18 protein-coding genes are annotated in these 21579 nt (G+C 67.5%); 12 read left to right on the forward strand and 6 right to left on the reverse strand.

Features of this window, described 5'->3' with window-relative positions:
- Positions 1 to 30 precede the first annotated feature (30 nt).
- Entirely contained in the window at positions 31 to 2253 is a 2223-nt protein-coding gene (locus ACFVTM_RS10660) for an NADP-dependent isocitrate dehydrogenase (protein WP_390203418.1), read from the reverse strand.
- 245 nt (positions 2254 to 2498) lie between these two features.
- Here ACFVTM_RS10660 and ACFVTM_RS10665 point away from each other — a divergent pair, with 245 nt between their 5' ends.
- Complete coding sequence (locus ACFVTM_RS10665) at positions 2499 to 3512, forward strand: trypsin-like serine peptidase (RefSeq protein ID WP_390203419.1); 1014 nt, start codon at positions 2499 to 2501, stop codon at positions 3510 to 3512.
- Positions 3513 to 4194: 682 nt separating this feature from the next.
- Here ACFVTM_RS10665 and purH read toward each other — a convergent pair.
- Complete coding sequence (gene purH, locus ACFVTM_RS10670) at positions 4195 to 5880, reverse strand: bifunctional phosphoribosylaminoimidazolecarboxamide formyltransferase/IMP cyclohydrolase (RefSeq protein ID WP_390203420.1); 1686 nt, start codon at positions 5878 to 5880, stop codon at positions 4195 to 4197.
- Positions 5881 to 6043: 163 nt separating this feature from the next.
- Here purH and ACFVTM_RS10675 point away from each other — a divergent pair, with 163 nt between their 5' ends.
- Positions 6044 to 7396, forward strand: a complete 1353-nt coding sequence (locus ACFVTM_RS10675) for an MFS transporter (protein ID WP_390203421.1) — start codon at positions 6044 to 6046, stop codon at positions 7394 to 7396.
- A 108-nt stretch (positions 7397 to 7504) separates the two neighbouring features.
- Here the strand turns inward: ACFVTM_RS10675 and purN are convergent, their stop codons facing one another.
- A complete protein-coding gene (gene purN, locus ACFVTM_RS10680) occupies positions 7505 to 8080 on the reverse strand; it encodes a phosphoribosylglycinamide formyltransferase (protein WP_390203422.1) in 576 nt (191 codons plus the stop codon).
- A 39-nt stretch (positions 8081 to 8119) separates the two neighbouring features.
- Here purN and ACFVTM_RS10685 point away from each other — a divergent pair, with 39 nt between their 5' ends.
- Entirely contained in the window at positions 8120 to 8551 is a 432-nt protein-coding gene (locus tag ACFVTM_RS10685) for a hypothetical protein (protein ID WP_390203423.1), read from the forward strand.
- A 36-nt stretch (positions 8552 to 8587) separates the two neighbouring features.
- Here ACFVTM_RS10685 and ACFVTM_RS10690 read toward each other — a convergent pair whose 3' ends face one another.
- Positions 8588 to 9907: a DUF6350 family protein gene (locus ACFVTM_RS10690; protein WP_390203424.1), complete on the reverse strand. Its 1320-nt coding sequence runs from the start codon at positions 9905 to 9907 to the stop codon at positions 8588 to 8590.
- 220 nt (positions 9908 to 10127) lie between these two features.
- On the opposite strand from ACFVTM_RS10690, the gene ACFVTM_RS10695 reads away from it, so the two are divergent.
- A complete protein-coding gene (locus ACFVTM_RS10695) occupies positions 10128 to 10547 on the forward strand; it encodes a DUF4383 domain-containing protein (RefSeq protein WP_390203425.1) in 420 nt (139 codons plus the stop codon).
- A 297-nt stretch (positions 10548 to 10844) separates the two neighbouring features.
- Here the strand turns inward: ACFVTM_RS10695 and ACFVTM_RS10700 are convergent, their stop codons facing one another.
- Together ACFVTM_RS10700 and ACFVTM_RS10705 are read right to left on the reverse strand one after the other, a co-directional pair.
- Positions 10845 to 11300 carry a hypothetical protein gene (locus ACFVTM_RS10700; protein WP_390203426.1) on the reverse strand — a complete coding sequence of 152 codons (456 nt, stop codon included), beginning with the start codon at positions 11298 to 11300 and terminating at the stop codon, positions 10845 to 10847.
- 112 nt (positions 11301 to 11412) lie between these two features.
- Positions 11413 to 12720 carry an MFS transporter gene (locus ACFVTM_RS10705; protein ID WP_390203427.1) on the reverse strand — a complete coding sequence of 436 codons (1308 nt, stop codon included), beginning with the start codon at positions 12718 to 12720 and terminating at the stop codon, positions 11413 to 11415.
- A 671-nt stretch (positions 12721 to 13391) separates the two neighbouring features.
- Here ACFVTM_RS10705 and ACFVTM_RS10710 point away from each other — a divergent pair.
- The 8 genes from ACFVTM_RS10710 (at position 13392) to fdxA (ending at position 21451) form a co-directional block, all read left to right on the forward strand.
- Positions 13392 to 14000 (forward strand): helix-turn-helix domain-containing protein, encoded by a 609-nt coding sequence (locus tag ACFVTM_RS10710; protein ID WP_390203428.1) that lies wholly within the window; start codon positions 13392 to 13394, stop codon positions 13998 to 14000.
- Positions 14001 to 14255: 255 nt separating this feature from the next.
- Positions 14256 to 15638 (forward strand): FAD-dependent oxidoreductase, encoded by a 1383-nt coding sequence (locus ACFVTM_RS10715; protein ID WP_390203429.1) that lies wholly within the window; start codon positions 14256 to 14258, stop codon positions 15636 to 15638.
- Positions 15635 to 16894, forward strand: coding sequence for a CaiB/BaiF CoA transferase family protein (locus tag ACFVTM_RS10720; RefSeq protein ID WP_390203431.1), 1260 nt, complete (start codon positions 15635 to 15637; stop codon positions 16892 to 16894). Before ACFVTM_RS10715 ends, ACFVTM_RS10720 begins: the two co-directional genes overlap by 4 nt.
- Complete coding sequence (locus tag ACFVTM_RS10725) at positions 16891 to 17718, forward strand: enoyl-CoA hydratase-related protein (RefSeq protein ID WP_390203432.1); 828 nt, start codon at positions 16891 to 16893, stop codon at positions 17716 to 17718. The genes ACFVTM_RS10720 and ACFVTM_RS10725 overlap by 4 nt, the downstream gene beginning before the upstream one ends.
- A gap of 99 nt (positions 17719 to 17817) precedes the next feature.
- Entirely contained in the window at positions 17818 to 18750 is a 933-nt protein-coding gene (locus ACFVTM_RS10730; protein WP_390203433.1) for a dihydrodipicolinate synthase family protein, read from the forward strand.
- Complete coding sequence (locus ACFVTM_RS10735) at positions 18750 to 19538, forward strand: SDR family oxidoreductase (protein WP_390203434.1); 789 nt, start codon at positions 18750 to 18752, stop codon at positions 19536 to 19538. The genes ACFVTM_RS10730 and ACFVTM_RS10735 overlap by 1 nt, the downstream gene beginning before the upstream one ends.
- A gap of 62 nt (positions 19539 to 19600) precedes the next feature.
- The gene (locus ACFVTM_RS10740; RefSeq protein WP_390203435.1) at positions 19601 to 21115 is read left to right on the forward strand and encodes an aldehyde dehydrogenase family protein; all 1515 of its coding nucleotides are present in this window, start codon (positions 19601 to 19603) and stop codon (positions 21113 to 21115) included.
- 6 nt (positions 21116 to 21121) lie between these two features.
- Complete coding sequence (gene fdxA / locus ACFVTM_RS10745; protein ID WP_390203436.1) at positions 21122 to 21451, forward strand: ferredoxin; 330 nt, start codon at positions 21122 to 21124, stop codon at positions 21449 to 21451.
- The last annotated feature ends 128 nt before the right edge of the window (positions 21452 to 21579 follow it).

The raw sequence follows: 21579 nt of genomic DNA on the forward strand, positions 1-21579 counted from the left end.
CTGGGCCTGGGCTGAGCGCCGCGGCGCCGGCTACTTGGTCAGCGTCGCAAGCACTTCGCTGAACGTCGCCGACGGGCGCATGACCGCGGAGGCCTTGGCCGCGTCCGGACGGTAGTAGCCGCCGATGTCCACCGGGGAGCCCTGCACGGCCAGGAGTTCACCGGTGATGGTGTCCTCGTTGGAGTCCAGCGCGCCTGAAACGGCGGCGAAGGCCGCGGCGAGCTCGGCGTCGTCGTTCTGGCGGGCCAGTTCCTGGGCCCAGAACTTGGCCAGGTAGTAGTGGCTGCCGCGGTTGTCCAGCTCGCCGGCCTTGCGCTTCGGGGACTTGTCCTCAAGCAGGAACGTGCCGGTGGCGCGGTCCAGGGTGTCGGCCAGGACCTGGGCGCGGGCGTTGCCGGTGCTCGTGGCGAGATGCTCGAAGCTCACGGCCAGCGCGAGGAATTCGCCCAGGCTGTCCCAGCGCAGGTGGTTTTCCTTCAGCAGCTGCTGCACGTGCTTCGGGGCGGATCCGCCGGCGCCGGTCTCGAACAGGCCGCCGCCGTTGATGAGCGGCACCACGGAGAGCATCTTGGCGCTGGTGCCCAGTTCCAGGATCGGGAAGAGGTCCGTGAGGTAGTCGCGGAGCACGTTGCCGGTCACCGAGATGGTGTCCTCGCCCTTGCGGAGGCGTTCGACGGTGAAGGCGGTGGCCTTCTCCGGGGACATAATGGCGATCTCCAGGCCCTCGGTGTCGTGGTCCTTGAGATACTCCTCCACCTTGGCGATCATGCGGGCGTCGTGCGCGCGGCCCTTGTCCAGCCAGAAAATGGCGGGCATGGCTGAGGCGCGGGCACGGGTGACGGCCAGCTTGACCCAGTCACGGATCGGCACATCCTTGGTCTGGCAGGCGCGCCAGATGTCGCCCGGGGAAACCTGGTGCTCGATCAGCACGGTGCCGGCGTCGTCGACGATCTGGACGGTGCCGGCGGACTGGATCTCGAACGTCTTGTCGTGGCTGCCGTATTCCTCGGCGGCCTGGGCCATGAGGCCGACGTTCGGGACCGTGCCCATGGTGGTGGGATCGAAGGCGCCGTGGGCCCGGCAGTCGTCGATGACAACCTGGTAGATGCCGGCGTAGCTGCTGTCCGGGAGGACGGCGAGCGTGTCGGCTTCCTGGCCGTCGCGGCCCCACATGTGGCCGGAGCTGCGGATCATGGCCGGCATCGAGGCGTCGACGATCACGTCGGAGGGCACGTGCAGGTTGGTGATGCCCTTGTCGGAGTCGACCATGGCGAGTTCGGGGCCGTCGTTGAGGCCCTTTTCGATCGCAGCCTGGACGTCGCCGCGGATTTCCTCGGGCAGGTCCTCAAGGCCGTTGAGGATGGAGGCAAGGCCGTTGTTCGGGCTCAGGCCGGCGGCGGCGATCTGCTCGCCGTAGGTGGCGAAGAGGTCCGCGAAGTAGGCCTTGACGACGTGGCCGAAGATGATGGGGTCCGAGACCTTCATCATGGTGGCCTTCAGGTGGGCGGAGAAGAGCACGCCCTCTTTCTTGGCCCGGGCAACCTGGGCGGCCAGGAACGCGTCCAGGGCGGCGGCGCGCATTACGGTGCCGTCGATGACCTCGCCGGCCAGGACCGGGAAGGCACGCTTGAGGACCTTGACCGTGCCGTCTTCCTTGACGAGCTGGATCTTGATGTTGGTGTCCGCGTCGATGACCACGGACTTTTCGTTGGAGCGGAAGTCGTCGGCCTCCATGTGGGCCACGTTGGTCTTCGATTCCGGGGTCCAGGCGCCCATGCTGTGCGGGTTCTGGCGGGCGTAGTTCTTGACCGAGAGCGGGGCGCGGCGGTCCGAGTTGCCTTCGCGCAGGACCGGGTTCACGGCGGAGCCCTTGATCTTGTCGTAGCGGGACCGGATGTCCGTTTCCTCGTCCGAGGAGGGGTTGTCCGGGTAGTCCGGCAGCGCGTAGCCGTGGCCCTGGAGTTCGGCGATTGCGGCCTTCAGCTGAGGCACGGAGGCGCTGATGTTCGGCAGCTTGATGATGTTGGCTTCGGGCGTCTTGGCAAGGGCACCAAGCTCGGCCAGGGCGTCGCTGGCGCGCTGCTCTTCGGTGAGGTAGTCGCCGAATGCGGCGATGATGCGGCCGGCCAGCGAGATGTCGCGGGTCTCCACTTCCACACCGGCCGTCGAGGCGAACGCCTCAATGATCGGCAAGAACGAATAGGTGGCCAGCATCGGCGCTTCGTCGGTGTGGGTATAGATAATCTTTGCCATTGCTCGGGCGTCTCCCTGAAGGTCTGGGTATTTCCGGAATCTTGTGCTATCTCAACACCCCTAACTTACCCGAGGTGCCCCCGTTGGCGCCTACCGGCGTCGTGCGCGGACGGATGCGTGACACCGCAACACGGCTTAACAAGAATTGACAATTGACTTTACAGATTAGTCAATTTGCCGTAGTTTCGTTCCATCCAGCGGCCGCCACAAGCGGCCGTCCCGTATTTCCACCGGTTAGGACACCCATGAGAACACCCAAGACTCTGGCCACCAGCCTGCTGACTCTTTCGGCCGCGGCGCTGCTGGCCCTGAGTGCCGCGGGGGCGGCCACCGCCTCCCCCGCACCGGCCAAGGCACCGCTTTCCACGTCCGATGTCACGGGCCACACCGTCACAGAATCGGGCGCGGCCGACTACTGGACCGCGGACCGCATGCGCAACGCCGTCCCCGGTGACGTGCTGGCGGACAAGGCGATGAACCGGAGAATGTCCGCGAAGCCCGCGGCGGCACCGCTGGAGGGTGCCGCCCCGAGCACGGTCGAGGCGACCGCACCGAAGAAGCAGTCCCAGGCGGCGCTCGCGCAGACGCCGCAGACCAAGGCGAATGCGAGCGAAACCCCCGTCCCGCACATCGGCAAGGTCTTCTTCACCCTCGGCGGTACCAACTACGTCTGCTCTGGCAACTCGGTCTCCTCCGGCAACAAAAGCACCGTCTCCACCGCCGGGCACTGTGTAAATGAGGGCCCGGGCGCGTTCGCCACCAAGTTCACGTTCGTCCCGGCGTACCTTAACGGCGCATCCCCCTACGGCAAGTGGACGGCCAAGGCCCTCTACGCCCCCACGCAGTGGAGTTCTTCCGGAGACATGACCTACGACACCGGCTTCGCCGTCATGTCCACGCTCAACGGCCAGTACCTCAGCGACGTCGTCGGCGCCTCCGGCCTGCAGTTCAACGCCGCCCGCGGCCTGGGCTACAAGTCGTTCGGCTACCCCGCCGCGGCACCGTTCAACGGTGAATCCCTCAAGAGCTGCTCCGGCGCCGCCACCAACGATCCCTACAACCCGCAGTTCAACACCCAGGGGATCCCCTGCAACATGACCGGCGGTTCCTCGGGCGGACCGTGGTTCATCGGCAGCAGCGCTTCCGGCTACCAGAACTCCATCAACAGCTATGGCTACGGCAGCAACTCCACCAAAATGTACGGTCCGTACTGGGGCAGCGTAATCCAGCAGGCCTACACCACGGCCGCCGCTTCCTAGCCTGACGGCACGAGCCCGGTTCACGCCGGGCTCGTGCGCTCCAGGTGTGGATGCCCAGCCTTGTTACCGCAAGCGCGGGCACCCCAGCTATTTGTTACCCAGGCTTGTTGCCCTGAACCTGTTTGCCCGGCCCTGTTCCCCCTTCTGATTACCCGACACTGTTACCCGGTTTTCCCATCCTGATTACCCAATCCCTGTTGCCCCAGCGCGGGGTCACTTGCGGTCCATCTTCAGCAGTGAGGAGGCCGCGGTGGCCCCGCGTTGGTTTTTGGTCCACGACGGCGGTCTCCCGGGACATGCCCTCCGCACACACTGAGGCCTGGACATATCCCCCATATGCCCACCCCTTGCCGCGAACAATGAGCATGTGCCCCGGGCTGGATTTTTGCGCTCCACGAACATCGAGCCTGTCCCGCCGGAAGAATGAGCATGTTCCCCCGTCTGGCCTGCCAGCGTCAGAGCTCACGGGACATGCCCTCCCCACACGCCCAGGCCTGGACATATCCCCATATGCCCACCCCTTGCCACGAACAATGAGCATGTCCCGCGGAATGGCTGAGCGTGTCCCGCGGGGAGGCCACCAACCCACTCGTGGGCACAAAAAATGGACATGTCCTCCGGATGAGGGAGGGCATGTCCATTCTTTGTGCGGCCCAGCGGAACAGGCCGTGCGGAACCAGGCCTAGTGGAAGAAGTGGCGGGCTCCCGTGAAGTACATGGTGATGCCGGCGGCGTTGGCCGCGGCGATGACTTCCTCGTCCCGGACGGAGCCGCCGGGCTGGACTACGGCGCGCACGCCGGCGTCGATCAGGATCTGCAGTCCGTCAGCGAACGGGAAGAACGCGTCCGACGCCGCGACTGCGCCGCGGGCACGCTCGGGTGCGTCGGTCGCGTCGGCGCCGGAAGCACCGCCGGCCGCATCGACGTCGGACTCCACAGTGACGCCGAGCGTGTTGGCGCGCTCGACCGCGAGCTTGCAGGAATCGAGCCGGTTGACCTGGCCCATGCCGATGCCGACGGCGGCACCGTTGTCCGCGAGCAGGATCGCGTTGGACTTGGCTGCGCGGCAGGCGGTCCAGGCGAAGGCGAGGTCGGCCAAAGTGACGGCGTCGGCGGCGTCGCCCGCGGCGAGGGTCCAGTTGGCGGGGTTGTCGCCGTCGGCGTCGACCTTGTCCGTGGCCTGGACCAGCATGCCGCCGGAGACCTGGCGGAACTCGGTCGGGTAGCGGCCGTAGCCGTCGGGGAGGGCCAGCAGGCGGATGTTCTTCTTCTTGGACAGGATCTCCACGGCCTCGTCCTCGAAGTCCGGCGCGATGACGACCTCCGTGAAAATCCCGGCGACAGTGCGCGCCATGCCGGCGGTGACCGTGCGGTTCGCGGCGATGACGCCGCCGAACGCGGACACCGGATCGCAGGCGTGCGCCTTGGCGTGGGCGTCGGCGATGGGGTCCGCCGCGGACGCGGAACCTACGGCCACGCCGCAGGGGTTGGCGTGCTTGATGATCGCGACGGCGGGCTCGGCGAAGTCGAAGGCGGCGCGCAGGGCGGCGTCGGCGTCGACAAAGTTGTTGTAGCTCATGGCCTTGCCGTGCAGCTGGTCGGCTTGGGCGATCCCGGCCGGGGCGGCCTTGTCCACGTAGAGTGCGCCCTGCTGGTGCGGGTTTTCGCCGTAGCGCAGCACCTCGGAGCGTTCCAGCGCCAGGCCGGCGTAGGCGGGCCAGTCGATCACGCCGTCGCCGTCCTCGTCGCGGAACTGGCTGGCGGTCCAGGTGGCCACGGCGGTGTCGTAGGCCGCGGTGTGCGCGAACGCCTTGGCCGCGAGCCGGCGCCGGGTCTTCAGGTCAAAGCCGCCCGACGCGGCCGCTTCCACCACGGAACCGTAGGAGGCCGGGTCCACCACGATGGCGACGGCGGCGTGGTTCTTCGCGGCGGAGCGCACCATCGCGGGGCCGCCGATGTCGATCTGCTCGACGACGTCGTCCGGCGCGGCACCGGACTTCACGGTCTCCACGAACGGGTAGAGGTTGACGACGACGAGGTCGAACGGCTCGATCTCCATGTCCGCGAGCGTCTGCATGTGGGCCGGTACGCGCCGGTCCGCGAGGATGCCGCCGTGCACGCGCGGGTGCAGGGTCTTGACGCGGCCGTCCAGCATCTCCGGGGAGCCGGTGACTTCCTCAACTTCCTGCACGGGGATGCCCGCGGCGGCGATCTTCTTGGCCGTGGAGCCCGTGGAGACGATCTTGACGCCGGCGGCGTGCAGGCCCCGAGCGAGCTCCTCCAGACCGGTCTTGTCGTAGACCGAAATCAGTGCCCGGTGGATGGGCACTCGGTCGATGGATACACGGTCAAGCTGCGTGAAGCTCACAAAAGTCTCCGTCTTATATCGCGGCGGGCCGCGGGTGGTGGGGATGCGGCCAGTTTATCGCGTCCCGGACCTCCGCCTTCCCTCGGGGCTGCCCGCGCGCCGGAGTGTGAAGCACCCCCGGGCCGCGGCGGGGCCACGTAGAGTTTTCATAGGAGGCCAAAAAATGAACACGTACACCACTGTGCCCAGCGGCGAACAGGTGGTCCAGGAGCTGCCGTGGCGGTGGAAGGTCCAAGGCCGGATCTTCCTGATCGGCGGACTGGGCTTCATGTTCGATGCCTGGGACGTCACCCTCAACGGCATCCTCATTCCGTTGCTGTCCAAGCACTGGTCCCTGAGCCCGGGCGATGCCGCCTGGATCGGGACGGCGAACCTGATTGGCATGGCCCTGGGCGCGTTTGTCTGGGGCACCATCGCGGACACCATCGGCCGCAAGAAGGCCTTCACCGCGACCCTGCTAATCTTCTCCGTCTTCACTGTGCTCGGCGCGGTCTCCCCCGACTTCATGTGGTTTGTCGTGTTCCGGTTCCTGGCCGGGTTCGGCCTGGGCGGCTGCATCCCCGTGGACTACGCGCTGGTGGGCGAATTCACACCCCGCAGGAATCGCGGCCGGGTGCTCACCGCGATGGATGGCTGGTGGCCAGTCGGCGCCGCCCTCTGCGGGTTCATCTCCGCGGGGCTGGTGGCGGCCTTCGCGGACTGGCGGCTGACCATGCTGGTCATGGTGCTCCCGGCCCTGCTGGTGTTCTGGGTCCGGCGAAGCGTGCCGGAATCCCCGCTGTTCCTGATCCGCAAGGGCCGCCGCGATGAGGCCGCGAAGGTGATCGACGGCCTGGTCGAGGCCACCGGCGCCGAACCCCGCGTCTACAGCCTGCCCGCCCCGCAGGACGCCCCCCGCCTCTCGGCGGGCAGCGCGTGGACGCAATTGCGCGCACTCTGGCAGTTCAGCTGGAAGATCACGACGGCGGCATGGGCCCTGTTCTTTTCCATCCTGCTGGTCTACTACCTGTCGCTGACGTGGATGCCGCGGATCCTGATTGGCGCCGGGTTCGAGGAGTACAAGGCCTTCCTGACCACGGCGTCGATGGCCGCCGTCGGGCTCCTCGGCGTGGCGGTCGCCGCCCTGCTGGTGGAACGGGTGGGCCGCAAGTGGATCCTCGCCATCACCGGCCCGCTGTCGGCGCTAACGCTGGTGATTGTGGCGATAGTGGTGGACATCCCGACGGCGGCCGTGTTCTGGCTGCTGGTGTTCGGCTTTGTGGTCCAGGTGGCCATCCCGGTGCTCTACGCGTACGTGTCCGAGCTGTACCCGACGGAGCTGCGCGGCTCGGGCTTCGGCTGGGCCTCGACGTTTTCCCGGCTCGGGGCCGGGTTCGGGCCGCTGGTCTTCGCGGCCATCCTGTGGCCGGAGCTGGGGCTCGCGACATCGTTCGCGCTGGCCGGCGGCCTGGTGCTGCTCTCCGTGCTGTGGATGGCGTTCTTCGCACCCGAAACCAAGCAGCGCCGGCTCGAATAGCGCGGCCCACCACCACCAGATGCGCTATCAGTTGGCGCGGTTCTGAGGCCTGAGAACCGCGCCAAGTGATAGCGCATCGGGGGGTATATCGGGAGGGTTAGGGTGGGGCTACGCCGGGGTGTGGGCCGCGGCCAGGGACGCCAGGGTGGAGACCAAGAGCCGGCGCTCCACGACTTTGATGCGCTCGTGCAGGGATTCCTCGGATTCGCCGTCCCCGATCGCCACAGCTTCCTGCGCGATGATGGGTCCGGTGTCCACGCCGGCGTCGGCCCAGTGCACCGTGCAGCCGGTGACCTTCACGCCGTAAGCCAGGGCATCGCGGACACCGTGGGCGCCGGGGAAGGCCGGCAGCAGCGCCGGGTGCGTGTTGAGGTATTTGCCGCCAAACGCGTCGATGAAGCCCGCGCTGACAATCCGCATGAAGCCTGAAGACACCACCACGTCCGGGGCAAAGCCGGCGACGGCGTCAGTGAGTGCCGCGTTCCAGGCAGCCCGGTCCGGGTAAGCCTTGAAGTCCACCACGAACGTGGGAATTCCGGCCGCGGCGGAGCGCTCCACCCCGAAAGTCCCCGGCCGGTCGGCGCCCACGGCGGCGATCTCGACGTCGAGCGCGCCGGACTTCACGGCATCGATTACTGCCTGGAGGTTGGAACCGGTGCCGGAAACGAGGACTACTATGCGCATGGTCCTAGCTTATGGGGCCGCTCGCGTAGGCTGGAAAACATGAATTCCCCCACGGACTCCGGCGGCGGCGAGCCTGACCGGCATCCGCGCGGCCAGGCGGCCAAAGAACCTCCGCGGCTGACCCATACGCTGTTCCGGCTGTTCATCGTCGCAGTCCTGGGCTCCTTCTTCGTCTTCCAGCTCGACGTGGCCTACCTGTGGCTGACGGCGCTCCTTACGGTGGCCGGGATCGCGCTGGGCATCGTGGTGCTGGTCCGGGCGGTGAAGGACAAGGAATCGCGGCTGGTGCTCTTCGGCACGATTTCCGGGCTGGTGGTCACAGCGGTGATGCTGCTGGTGGTCCTGGCCTCGACGCTGTTCTTCAACCAGATCCGCGACTACCAGCAGTGCGTCCGCCACGCCCTGACGCAGCAGGCGACCTCGGCCTGCAGGACGCAGCTGGAGAACTCCATGCCCACGCAGTTGCGCTAGCGGCACAGCAGCTGCGCTAGCGGCTGGGCCAAGGCCTCAGCGGTGGCTGACCGCCTCGAGGTCTGCCTCGCGCAGCTTCTGCTGGCGTTCCAGCCAGGGTCCGGCCGCGTAGCCGATCACGACGCCGATCCCCACCTCTGCGGCCACGAACAGTGCCATGGATAGCGGGTCGGGCCCGATCTCCGTCAGCCTGCCGATGCCGGCCGAACCTCGGGCCAGGCAGGCCAGGCCCGCCGCGAGCAGCCCGGCGACCGAGCCGATCACCGCGCCCAGCACCAGGGTGGAGGCCGCGGCGGTGAACCAGCGGGCCCGGATCTTGATGGAGAGCCACTCGTCGAAGTGGTTCTCGCCTTCGCGCAGGAACCACCAGCCGGCCAGCGCCCCGGCCAGCGCCGGCACCACCAGGGCCACGAAGCCGAAGTCCAGCGAGCCGGCCGGCAGCGCGGCGAACACGGGAATGGACGGCAGCGGCCCGACGGCGGTCCCCAGCGGCCCGGCCAGCGAGCCGACGCCCAGGGCGAACCCCGAACCGCAGATCCAGGCCAGCGCAAACACCACGAGGTTGGGCAGGAACCCCAACTGCACGATGGTGAGGACAGCGCCGCCCATGGCGCCGGCGTCGAGCCCTTCATAGACGGCCACCACGAGGTTCCAGTGGATGAAGAGGTCGACGGCGAGCAGCGCCGCCGACATCGCCAGGCTCGCCATCAGCGCCACAGATCCGGCCTTGATGGCGGAGCCCAGGTAGGAGCCGGCCCAGCGGGAATGCTGGCTGGTGCGGGAAAGCCAGGCAACGGCGTCGACGCCGATCAGCCGGCTCCACGAGCCTGCCTCCCGGCGGGCGCCGACCACCATGCCGAGCCCGAACGGGATGAGCGGCATGAGCGCGGCGGCCCAGAGGCTGATGCCGACGTCGGCCGTGCGGCAAACGAAGCCGGTGGCGAGGCCGAAGCCGGCGTACATCAGCCAGGAGCCGAGCAGCGCCTGCCAGAGCTGATCGGTGTAGGAGGCGCGGGCGAGCCGGCGGCCGGCGCGCCACGCGAGCAGGAACGGGATGAGGGTCAGCCCCAGCGGGATGAGCGAGAGCGTGCCGGATTCCGGGTGCGCCGCGGACCCCGCACCGGGGGTGTCCAGCAGCAGCGGCACGCCGTGGATCAGCAGCCAGGCCTGGCCGGCCAGGCGTGCCAGGACGTCGAACCCGCTGTGCTGGAAGCCGGCCGTGGCCCAGACCATGACGATCGGCGCCACCACCACGAGGGCGGATATGACGGCGGCCTGGGCGGACTCGAGGGCACCCTGCAGCCCCAGGGGCATCGGAAGGCCACGTTGTCCGGTCTGATCAGCGCGCAGTTTCATCGAGATCCATGGTGCCACGGGCCCGGCATCCGCCCGGTTTCCGACAGGCACAACGGGCGAATCCGCGGTATTTGCCGCCCCGGGCCTTCCGGAGCTTTTTCCAGACCCGGGTCGTAAAATTGTTAGTGTCCGCAATCAGTGGTTGGAGGCAATAATGACTACCGCATCTCCTCATGCGCACGGCGTTCATTTTGGTCGGACAGATGTACAGAACGTTGGCATGGGTGTGGGTATCGTCCTGATCGTCGTGGGCATCTTGGGGTTCATCCCCGGCATCACTACGAATTACAGCGAACTCAGGTTCTTCGGGCCCGATTCCAAGGCCCTCTTCCTGAACCTGTTCCAGGTGTCGATGTTGCTGAACATCGTTCAGCTCGCGATCGGCGCCACCGGCCTGAGCATGTCCCGGACCGCCCTGGGCGCCCGGAATTTCCTCATGGGCTCCGGCCTGCTGTACATCGTCCTTAGCATTTACGGCTTCATCGTCGGCTTGGATTCGGCGGCCAACTTCCTGTCGCTGAACACCATGGACAATTGGGCCTTCATGGTTATGGGCATTGCAATGGCCGGCGCAGGCTGGCTGATGACGAGGCACCTTGAAGAAGACGTAAAGACCCGGTCATCAACCCCCGGGACCTAGGGAGCCGCGAATGAGTAACGTTTCATAGTATTCAGAAAATTCGTACTACCTGCTGGTGCAGTGGTTTAGCGGAAACGCGGCGGCTGCACCAGCTTCCTTATGTCCGGCAATATTCCGACGACGGCGACGGCGGCGCGCGCGGGCTACGGCGGCGGCGTCGCGGACGACGGCGGGATGTCCGGCACGCAAGAAGGCCGGGACCTTGTGGGTCCCGGCCTTCTTTCGATGCCTGTTGAGTTGGCGCTGGTGTTGGCGCCGCTCTTGGCGCTGGTGTTGGCGCTGGCGTTCCAGCTGGTGCTAGCCGGCGCTTTCCTCCACGCGGGGCGGGAGGGTGTCCCACTCCGTTTCGGCGGCACGCATCCAGGGGAAAGGCAGCAGTTCCTTGATCCGGATCTTGCCCACCTCACCCTCGGCATCGACCAGGACGGACGTCTCGGTTCCGTAAGAACGCAGCAGTTCCCGGCATAGGCCGCAGGGGTTGGTGACCTGGGGTTCCCCCTGTCCGTCCATGCTGACCGCCACCACGGAATGGATCGAGGTTTCCTGTGCCATGCGTGCATTGGCCAGGGCGCTGGATTCGGCGCACACATTGAGTCGCTTTGCGCCAACGTGCAGTCCGAAGTAGATAGCCCCTGACTCACCGCGCATGGCCGCAGCCACCCGGTGGTTCTCGCTGTGATGGGCGGTCAGCAACAGCCCGCGGGCTGCCTCGAAGAGCTCCACGTCTGACGCGTCGAGATCAAAGGAGATCACGCTTGCCTCCCCGCTGCTTAAGTCCGGGCGACTGGCGTCCATGAGCGTTCCCACTTTCCGTTCCTGCTTCCTGCGTTCGTGTTTGCCGATGGTTCCGGGGTTGCCGGTGTTCCTAGCGGCCGACGAAGATGCCGTTCTTCTTCCGGGCAAGCAGGTAGAAGACAATGCTCAGCGCCGACAGGACGGCCACGTAGACGGGGAAGATCCAGGACGCGTTCAGCGACTGGAGCCAGACCAGGAGGTAGGAGGCCGTGCCGCCGAACAGGGCCACGCCCAGGCCGTACCCGAGGGCGGTTCCGGCGCCGCGGCAGTTCTTCGGCATAAGGGAGCTGGTGACCACGTTGTACAGGGTCATGTTCAGGACCAGCACCACCGAGCCGCCGAGGAGGACGGCAGCGAAGCCGGCGATGCCCGGCTTGACGTACATCAGCATCAGGAAGACGGACGGGATGGACAGCGCACGGGTGATCAGGAACCACTTGGAAATCGACTTGCCATCGGCCAGCTTGCTGATGATGAGGCTTCCGACCACCAGGACGACGCCGAGGACGGTGGTGAGTGCGAAGACGGCGGTGGCGTCTTCCTTGAAGCCGCTGCGGGCCGCCGTCGGGAGGCCGGTGTTCCAGGCGTAGTTGTAGGCCTGCGCCGCACCGACGACGAACGTGATGGCCAGCACGCTGAGCCAGTGCTTGCGCACCCCGCCCCAGACCGTCTTGGCGGACTTGTTTTCCGCCAGTTCCTCGGGCTTCATGGTTTCGGGAAGGGTCCGGCGCAGGTAGACCACGACGAAACCGAAGGCCGCGCCGACGATGAACGGCACACGCCAGCCCCAGTCGGCCATGACGGCTCCGCCCAGCATCAGGGACGACAGCCAGCTGACCAGCGAGGCGAGCAGGATGCCTGCGTTGACGTAGAAGGAGATGATGCCGGCCACAAAGCCCTCGCGCCCCTCGGGCAGGAGTTCGACGGCGTGGGCGGTGGACAACGGGGCTTCAACGCCCGTGGAGATGCCCTGGACGATGCGGCAGACCAGCAGGATGATGCCGGCGGCTGCACCGATCTGATCGTAGGTGGGGCAGAGGGCAATAATCAGGGTGGTGACCGCCATCATCATGATGGACCAGAGCATTACCCGGCGTCGTCCGATCCTGTCGGCGAAGGTGCCGAGCAGGACGCCGCCCAGCGGACGGAACGCGAAGCCGACGGCGAAAACGGCCAGGGCACTCAGGGTCGCGGCAACGGGGTCCTGCGACGGGAAGAACTTTGGCCCGATGAAGGCCGACAGGAGGCCGAAGACCATCCAGTCGTACCACTCCAGGGTGTTTCCGAGCCCGAGGCCCAGCAGCCCGCGGCGTACTTCCGGAGAGAGCCGGGACTTCCGGCCGCCCTCCAGGTCAATCTTGACGACAGTGTCAGTCATGATACTTTTCCTTCCCCCGCGCCTTCGGGGCGCGGGAGGGTACGGATCGCCGGCGGACGTCCTGTTGGGGCCGCCGGAAATCGAAACTATCGTTTGGCTTGGTCCGCAGGGCGGGACCGGATCACCACATGGGAGGTGAGTTAGCCCAGATAGCTACGCATGCCTCTTCGTAGCGATTGAATGCAAACGGGCCATCCAGCTCGGAAACAAGGAACCTATCCCTAAAGGAACGCGTCCCTGCTGACCGGCCAACATCGTGTGTTGCGGATGGCTTGGAAGATGCCACTGCATCAGTACAAGGGAACGATCACGAACGCGGCCGGGCGCACCTTCCGCCAGAAGGTCGTTGCGCCCTTTCCCTGTTCGCCTAGCGTCGAACCCTTAGTGTTGCGGCTCACACAACTATATTGAAGATCTTCACAGAGTCAATGGTCTGGCGGAAAGTACGTCCCGACCTTGAGTGATGCCGCCAATCGGAGCGGGGGCCAAGGGGGAACTGGCCCGGATTGACCCCACAGCAGACCCCAAACAGGCACGAAGCCAGGTGCCTATCCCCGCCCCGGCCAACTGCGGACACCGCGGGAACAGTAAAGAAATTTACGAAAACCATTGATTCGCTAAAAGTTTTCACTATAGTTATGTGTGTCAGCTCACCAAGAGAAAGTCGGACCATGGCCAACGAAAGCGTCGCGGGATCTTCCCCAGCCGGCACGAGCGTCCTTCTTGCCACCGTAGGCAACAAGGTCCGCAACATGCGCAAAGACAAAGGGATGACCCTGGCGAAGCTCTCCGAAGTCACCGGCCTCAGCCCGGCGATCGTAAGCCAGATCGAACGCGGCCTGGCCAATCCGTCCTTCACCACCCTGGCGCAGCTGGCGCACGGCCTGGACATCCCCGTGGGAAAGTTCTTCATCGGACAGGAAGAAACCAGGTCGCCCGTGGTCCGCAAGGCCGAGCGGCGAAACCTCAAAGGCGTGACCAAGAAATCTGTGGGTGAGGCGGTCTATGAACTGCTCACCCCGGACCTCAACGGCGCGCTGGAGGCACAATGGATCGTGAGTCCGCCAGGCCACGACACCAGCGCCACACCTTTCCGCCACAGCGGCGAGGAATTCGGCATTATTCTCTCCGGCCGGAAAGACATCTTCCTGGACGGCGAGTGCTACACCCTGGAAGAAGGCGATTCGATCACCTTCTCCTCGGATACGCCGCATTGGTACAAGAACAGCTACGAAGAGGTCTGCGTAGCGATCTGGGTTAACGCACCTCACGCGTGGTGATCGGCCCGCTCTAGCCGCCGTCGCCATTCTCCGGCCCGGGCACGCCAGTGTCCGCCGGAACCCTTTCCATACCCTGCAGCAAGGTCCGCAACGGGCCGCGCTGCGTCATACCCTCTGCCGGGTGGATTTCGCGGTCAGCGTCGCTGCGCGCTCCCCCGGAGCACCGTCTTCTACCTCACCGGCCGCCGCGCAAAGAGGCACGTCTCCAACGGCACGCCCCCAACCACACTGCGGCCGAAATAAGTAAGGATCCCCATGAACCCGTCTTCAGCCACGTCGTCGCTGGAACTCAGCACCACCACGGCGGACCTCACCGCCCCCGTCATCTCCCGCTCCGACGTCCTGGTGGTCGGCGGTGGCCCCGCCGGTGTGGCCGCCGCCGTCACGGCAGCCCGCTCGGGCGCTTCGGTCACGCTGCTGGAACGCTACTCCTCCCTGGGCGGCCTCGCCTCCGGCGGCATGGTCCTGGTGCTCGATGACATGATCAACGGCCAGGAAATCACTGTCACGGGCATCGTCTCCGAATACGTCGAGCGCCTGCAGAAGCTCGGCCTGGCGATCGTCCCGCCGGCGGATGACCGCAAGACCTCCGAGGAACTGTGGAACAAGTGGGGCCGCTACGGCACCTTCGACTTCCACTCCCACACCACCCCCAAGCCGGTCTGCTACGCCGCCGCCTTCGACCCGGACGGCTGGAAGCGTGTCTCCAACGACCTCGTCCGCGAGGCCGGCGTCAACCTCCGCCTGCACTCCTGGTTCTCCCGTCCCATCGTGGACAACGGCGTGATGAAGGGCGTCATCTGCGAGACCAAGTCCGGCCCGCAGGCCTACATGGCGGACATCGTTATCGACACCACCGGCGACATCGACGTCGCCTCCCGGGCCGGCGCGAGCTACGTCAAGGACAGCTACCTCACCACCCTCGTCTTCCGCCTGGGCAACGTCGACACCAACGCCGCCGAGGCCTTCGAACAGGCCAACCCCAAGGAAGCCCGCGCCATCAACCGCAAGATCAAGCGCCTCCTCGGCGGCGCCTGGGAGCTGTGGTGGCTCAAGACCCCGATCGACGGCGTCGTCTGGTGCAACGCACCCCACATGACCGGCTTCGACGGCGTCGACCCCGCGGACATGACCGCCGCCGAGTTCGCCGCCCGTGACCGCATCACCGAGGCCGTGGACTACGTCCGCGCCAACCTGCCCGGCTTCGAGAACTGCTACATGCTCGACGTCGCGTCCCAGATGGGCGTCCGGCAGACCCGCCTGCTCGAGGGCGAGTACGTCATGACCAAGGACGACGTCACCTCCCGCCGCCACTTCGCCGACACCGTGGCCCGCGGCCGCGACTACTACTACCCCTTCCGCTCGCTGCTGCCCAAGGAAGTGGACCAGCTCCTCGTCGCCGGCCGCCACTACTCCGCCACCCCCGAGGCGCAGAAGATGTCCCGCGAGATCCCGCCCTGCATGGCCATGGGCCAGGCCGTCGGCGTCGCCGCCGCGCTGGCGATCCAGAACGGCACCCTCGTCCGCGACGTCTCCGCGCTGGACATCCAGCAGGGCATGCGCCGGCACGGCGCTGACCCGGGCGACGTCCCGTCGTCGAACGCCTCCCTCGACGTGGATGCGGTGGTGGGGGCATGAGCACCGTTATCGAGGACCTGCTGGCAGGCAGGGCAACAGGTACGACGGCGGTGCCCGCACCTGAACTTGCCGGCACCCCGCTCCCGCTCGATGGCATCAAGATCGTGGACTTCACCCAGGTGTTCATGGGCCCGTCCTGCACCCAGCTGCTGGGCGACTACGGCGCGGACATCATCAAGGTGGAGCGCCCGGGCGCCGGGGACATCTCCCGCAACTCCTTCCCGGACAAGGACGGCCAGGACAACCCGATCTTCCTGTCCATCAACCGGAACAAGCGCAGCATCTCCGTGGACACCCGCACCGAGGACGGCAAGGACGTGCTCCGCCGCCTGCTTGCCGACGCCGACGTGGTGGTCAGCAACTTCCGCTCCGGCGTGATGGAGCGGATGGGCTTCGGCTACGAGGACCTCAAGGAGCAGAACCCGGGCATCATCTGGGCCTCCGGCACGGGCTTCGGCCCCGAGGGCCCCTACTCGCACAAGGGCGGCCAGGACGCGATCGCGCAGGCATACTCCGGTGTGATGTGGCGGCGCGAGTCGGACGACGTCAAGCCGTCCATCTACCCCACCACGCTGTGCGACTACATCACGGGCATGCACCTCATGCAGGGCATCCTGCTGGCGCTCCGCACCCGGGAAACCTCCGGCGTCGGGCAGAAGGTGGAGGTGACCATGTACGACTCCATGCTGCACTTGCAGATGCAGGAGGCGTGCATGCAGCTCAACCGCGGCTACGAGGTCAACTGGGGCGCCATGCCGCTCAGCGGCGTCTTTGAAACCACCGACGGCGCCGTGTGCATGGTGGGCGGCTTCACCCCGGACCCGCTGCTGCGCATTTCCGAGGCCCTGGGCCTGGACGAGGACCTCACGCTCCGGCCCGAGTTCGCCAACCTGGAGCAGCAGTTCGAGAACAAGCCGGCGCTGCAGGCGATCTTCCGCGAGCGCATTGCAACCAACACCACTGAGTACTGGACCTTCCGGCTCGAAGAACAGGGGTTGCTCAACGCCCCGGTCCACACCCTGGAGCAGACCCTGGCCGACGCGCAGACCCACGCCAACGGCATGATCGTCGAGGCAGAACACCCCGGCGTCGGCACCGTGAAAATGCTCAACGCGCCCATCCGGCTCTCCGCCACCCCGCCCAGCATCCGCCGGGTGGCCCCGCGGCTGGGCGAACACAACGTGGAGGTGCTGCTGGAGAACGGGTTCGACGCCGAGACCATCGAGCGCCTGCAGCAGTTGGGGGTGCTCCGGTGACCGCCGTGTCAGCATTGCCGGCAGGAACGGCTCCGGCGGCGGTGGACCAGGTCACCCTGACCATCGAGAACCACGTCGCCACGGTGGTCATCGACCGCCAGCACGTGCTCAACGCCGTCGACGGCGGCGCCCAGGCCCGGCTCAACGAGATCTGGGACCAGCTCGAAGCGGATCCGGAGGTCCGCGCCGTCGTCATCACCGGCGCCGGCACCCGCGCCTTTTGCGTCGGCGCGGACATGTCCGCCTCCGCCGTGGACAAGACCGGCCTCGAGTACTGGGCCGGCCTGGACCCGAACGGCTTCGGCGGGCTCAGCCTGCGCACCAGCCTGGACATCCCGGTGATCGCCCGGGTCAACGGCTACGCCCTGGGCGGCGGCATGGAAATCGTGCTCGGCGCGGACATCGTCGTCGCCGCGGACACGGCCCGCTTCGGGCTGACGGAACCCCGCGTCGGGCGTTTGGCGCTCGACGGCGGCATCCACCAGCTGGTGCGCCGGATCCCGTACACCCTGGCGATGGGCATGCTCCTCACCGGCCGGAAGGCCGAGGCCGCAGAGATGCAGTCCATGGGCCTGGTCAACGAAGTGGTCCCCGCGGAGGAGCTCGACGCCGCGGTGCAGCGCTGGGTGGACCAGATCCTCGCCTGTGCCCCCACTTCCGTCCGGGCTGTCAAGCAGATGGTCACTCAGACCGCGCACCTGACCGCTGCCGAGGCCCGCGGGCTCCGGCTCCCGGCCCTCATGGCGGCGCTGGACAGCGCGGACTCCGCCGAGGGCGTCCGCGCCTTCCAGGAGAAGCGCCCGCCGGTCTGGCCGGGCCATTAAAGAGATCGCCGCTAGCGGTCCACCGCCTTCGGGCGGGCTGATGTTCGGGCAGCTGACCAACAGCTGCCCGAAGACCAACAAGAGCTTAAGGAGAAACCAATGCAGGAGTCACTGACACCCGGTGTGTGGGGCGTCGTCGCCACACCCTTCCAGGGCAGCGCCCTGGACATCGACACGGACAGCCTGGCCGGACTCGTGGGCTACTACGAGTCGATCGGCGCCACGGGGCTCACGGTCCTGGGCGTGTTCGGCGAGGCCGCGGCCCTGACCGCAGCCGAACGCGGCCTGGTCCTGGAAGTGGTGGTGGAGGAAACGCGCCTGCCCCTCGTGGTGGGAGTGACCTCCCTCTACACCGGCACGGCCGTCGAGGAAATCCGGGCCATCCAGGCCGCCGCCGGCGATCGGCTGGCCGCCGTCATGGTGCAGGCCAACTCCGCCAACCCGGCGGTGGTCATCGCACACCTGAACGCCATCCACCGCTCCACCGGCGCCGACGTCGTGCTGCAGGACTACCCGCTGGCCAGCGGCGTCAGCATCAGCACCGAGGCACTGATCTCCGTGGTCCGCGCCTGCAGCTTCGTCACCGCGGTCAAGGCCGAGGCCCCGCCCACATCCGTGGCGATCGGACAGCTCACAGCAGCCCTGGACGTCTCCGTCTTCGGCGGCCTCGGCGGGCAGGGCCTGCTGGATGAACTCATGGCAGGCGCTTCCGGCGCCATGACCGGGTTCTCCTATCCCGAGGCGCTCATCGCCTGCGTGCGGGCCTGGCAGCGCGAGGGCTATGAGGCCGCCCGCGACGCTCTCCTGCCCTACCTGCCGCTGATCAACTTCGAGCAGCAGGCCAAAATCGCGCTGGCTATCCGCAAGGAATGCCTGCACCAGCGCGGACTGATCGCCGACCCCGGCGTCCGGCCCCCGGCCGCATCGTTCCCGGAGGCTCTCCGGCCGGGCCTGCGGGCCCACCTCACCGAAGCCGCCGAGGCCCTTGGCCCGAGCCCGGCCGTCGCCTTCACCACGGCGGGGAGGAACTGATGGACCTCGGAATCAGCGGCAAGACCGCTTTTGTGGCCGCCTCCACCGGCGGACTCGGCCTCGCCGTCGCCCGGGCCCTGGCGGCCGAAGGCGTGCGGGTGGCCATCACCGGCCGGCGCCAGGTCCTCGCCAAGGAGATCGTCGCCGAACTGACGGACGCCTATGGGCCGGGCGCCGTCGCCGTCGAGGCAGACCTGAGCACGGCGGAAGGCGTGGCCGCCGCCGTCGAACAGACAGTGGCGGAACTCGGGCCCATCGACATCCTGGTCCTCAACGGTCCCGGACCGAAGCCCGGCGCTGCCGCCACGCTCGGCGCCGATGACATCGCCGCGGCGTTCGAACAACTGGTCAAGCCGCACCACGCCCTGGTTTCACACATCCTGCCCGGCATGCGGGAACGGCGCTGGGGACGGATCCTCGCCGTCGGCTCGAGCGGCGTCGTGGCACCGCTGCCCAACCTGGCCGTCTCCAACACCGGCCGCGCGGCACTGGCCGGCTACCTCAAGACCCTCGCCGCCGAGGTGGCCCTGGACGCCGTCACGGTCAACATGCTCCTTCCCGGTCGCATCGCGACGGACCGGGTGGCGGAACTGGACCAGGCCGCCGCCAAGCGGCGCGGAACCACCCCCGAGGAAATCCAGCTCGAATCCCGCAAGACCATCCCCGCCCGCCGCTACGGCGAACCCGAGGAATTCGGCGCCGCCGCCGCGTTTCTCTGCAGCGCCCCGGCCTCGTACATCACCGGCGTGGCACTGCGCTGCGACGGCGGCCTGATCCGCGGGCTGTAACCGTCCCTCTGAACAGCGGCCGCCGCACGCCCCCTGCTCCGACTCTCCCGAAGGAACACCCCATGACTTCCACCGTCACAGACCTCTCCACTGTCACCGAGACCCCCACCGAGACCCCAACCGAGCGCGACCTCATCACCGCCCGGCACCTCATCAACGGCCAATGGCTCGGCGAGGCCGACACCGAGCGGATGAACCCGGCCCGCCCCGGCGAGCTCGCTGCCCTCTCCCCCAGCGGAACCGCGGCCGACGTCGACGCCGCGATCAGCGCCGCCACCGCAGCCCAGCCGGCCTGGGCCGCCATGCCCGCCCCGGCCCGCGGCGCCATCCTCATGGCCGCAGGCGACCTCCTCCTGGACCGCCAGGCCGCCATCGCCGGCGACCTCGTCCGCGAAGAGGGCAAGACCCTCGCCGAGGCCAAGGGCGAGGTCAAGCGCGCCTCCGACGTGCTGCGCTTCTTCGGCTCGCTCGGCTGGGCCGCCACCGGCGAGGTCCTGCCTAGCGGCCTGCCGGACACCACCATCACCACCCGCCGCGAGCCGCTCGGCGTCGTCGGGCTCATCACGCCGTGGAACTTCCCCATCGCCATCCCGGCCTGGAAGTCCGCCCCCGCGCTGATCAGCGGCAATGCCGTGGTCATCAAGCCCGCCGAGCTCACGCCGCTCTCCGCCACGCACCTGGCCCGCGCCCTGCAGGACGCCGGGCTGCCCGCCGGCGTGTTCAACGTGGTCCACGGCAAGGGCCGCGTGGTGGGCGACGCCCTGGCCCGCGATCCGCGCATCGCCGGGCTGTCCTTCACCGGCTCCACCAAGGTGGGGCTCGGACTGCAGGAGATCCTGAACGGCCGCCGCGCCCGGGTGCAGCTGGAAATGGGCGGCAAGAACGGCGTGCTGGTCCTGGACGACGCCGATCCGCGCAAGGCCGCGCAGGTGGTGGCCGCCGGCGCCTTCGGCCTGACCGGCCAGGCCTGCACCGCAACCTCCCGCGTCTACGTCACGCCCGGCGTCCGCGAGGACTTCCTGGCCGCCCTCACCGAGGAAGCCGCCGCCTACACCCCTGGTGACGGACTCGGCCGTGACGGAGTGGACGCCGCCCGCATGGGCGCCGTCGTGAGCAGCCAGCAGTTCGAGCAGAACCAGGCCGCGGTGCGCACCGCCGTCGAACGCGGCGCCACGCTGCTGCACGGTGAGTACGACGGCGGCACGGACGCCGGGTTCCGCTTCCCGGCCGCCGTCCTCACGGACCTGCCCTTCGATGACGCCGCCGTGACCGAGGAGATCTTCGGACCCGTGGTGGCCGTCCTCGAGGTCCCGGACTATGAGGCCGGACTCGCCGCGATTAACGATTCCCGCTACGGCCTCACCGCCGGCATCTGCACCGACTCGCTGGCGTTCGCCACGGACTTCGCGGCCCGCGCCCAGGCCGGCGTCATCAAGGTCAACCGTCCGACGGCGGGCCTGGACCTGAACGTGCCGTTCGGCGGCGTGAAGGACTCCTCCACCAACACGTTCCGCGAACAGGGGAAGTCCGCGCTGGACTTCTTCACGTGGGGCAAGACCGTCTACACGGGCGTGTAGCCTGCCATGACGTACGTGATCGCGCAGCCCTGTGTGGATGTGAAGGACAAGGCCTGCATCGACGAATGCCCGGTGGACTGCATCTATGAGGGCGAACGCTCGCTCTACATCCACCCGTCCGAATGTGTGGACTGCGGCGCCTGCGACCCCGTGTGCCCGGTCGAGGCGATCTACTACTCGGACGATGTCCCGGATGAGTGGACCGATTACGTGCGTGCCAACGTGGAGTTCTTCGAGGAGCTGGGGTCACCGCTTGGTGCCTCAGCCCTCGGAAACCTGCACCGCGACCATCCTGTGGTGGCGGCGGCGCCGGCAACGGCAGGCGCCGCCGGCTGACCCTGTCCGCTGACCCTGTGACTTATGGCTCTAGTCGCTGGCCCTCTGCCTGAGGAGCATCACAAGGGTCAGGATTGTGCCCGGCCAGGGGCATCCTCCTCCCCGACGACAAACCCGACCTGCAAGAA

Origin of the sequence: Arthrobacter sp. NPDC058130 (assembly GCF_042884475.1) — a bacterium.
Classification (GTDB): Bacteria; Actinomycetota; Actinomycetes; order Actinomycetales; family Micrococcaceae; genus Arthrobacter.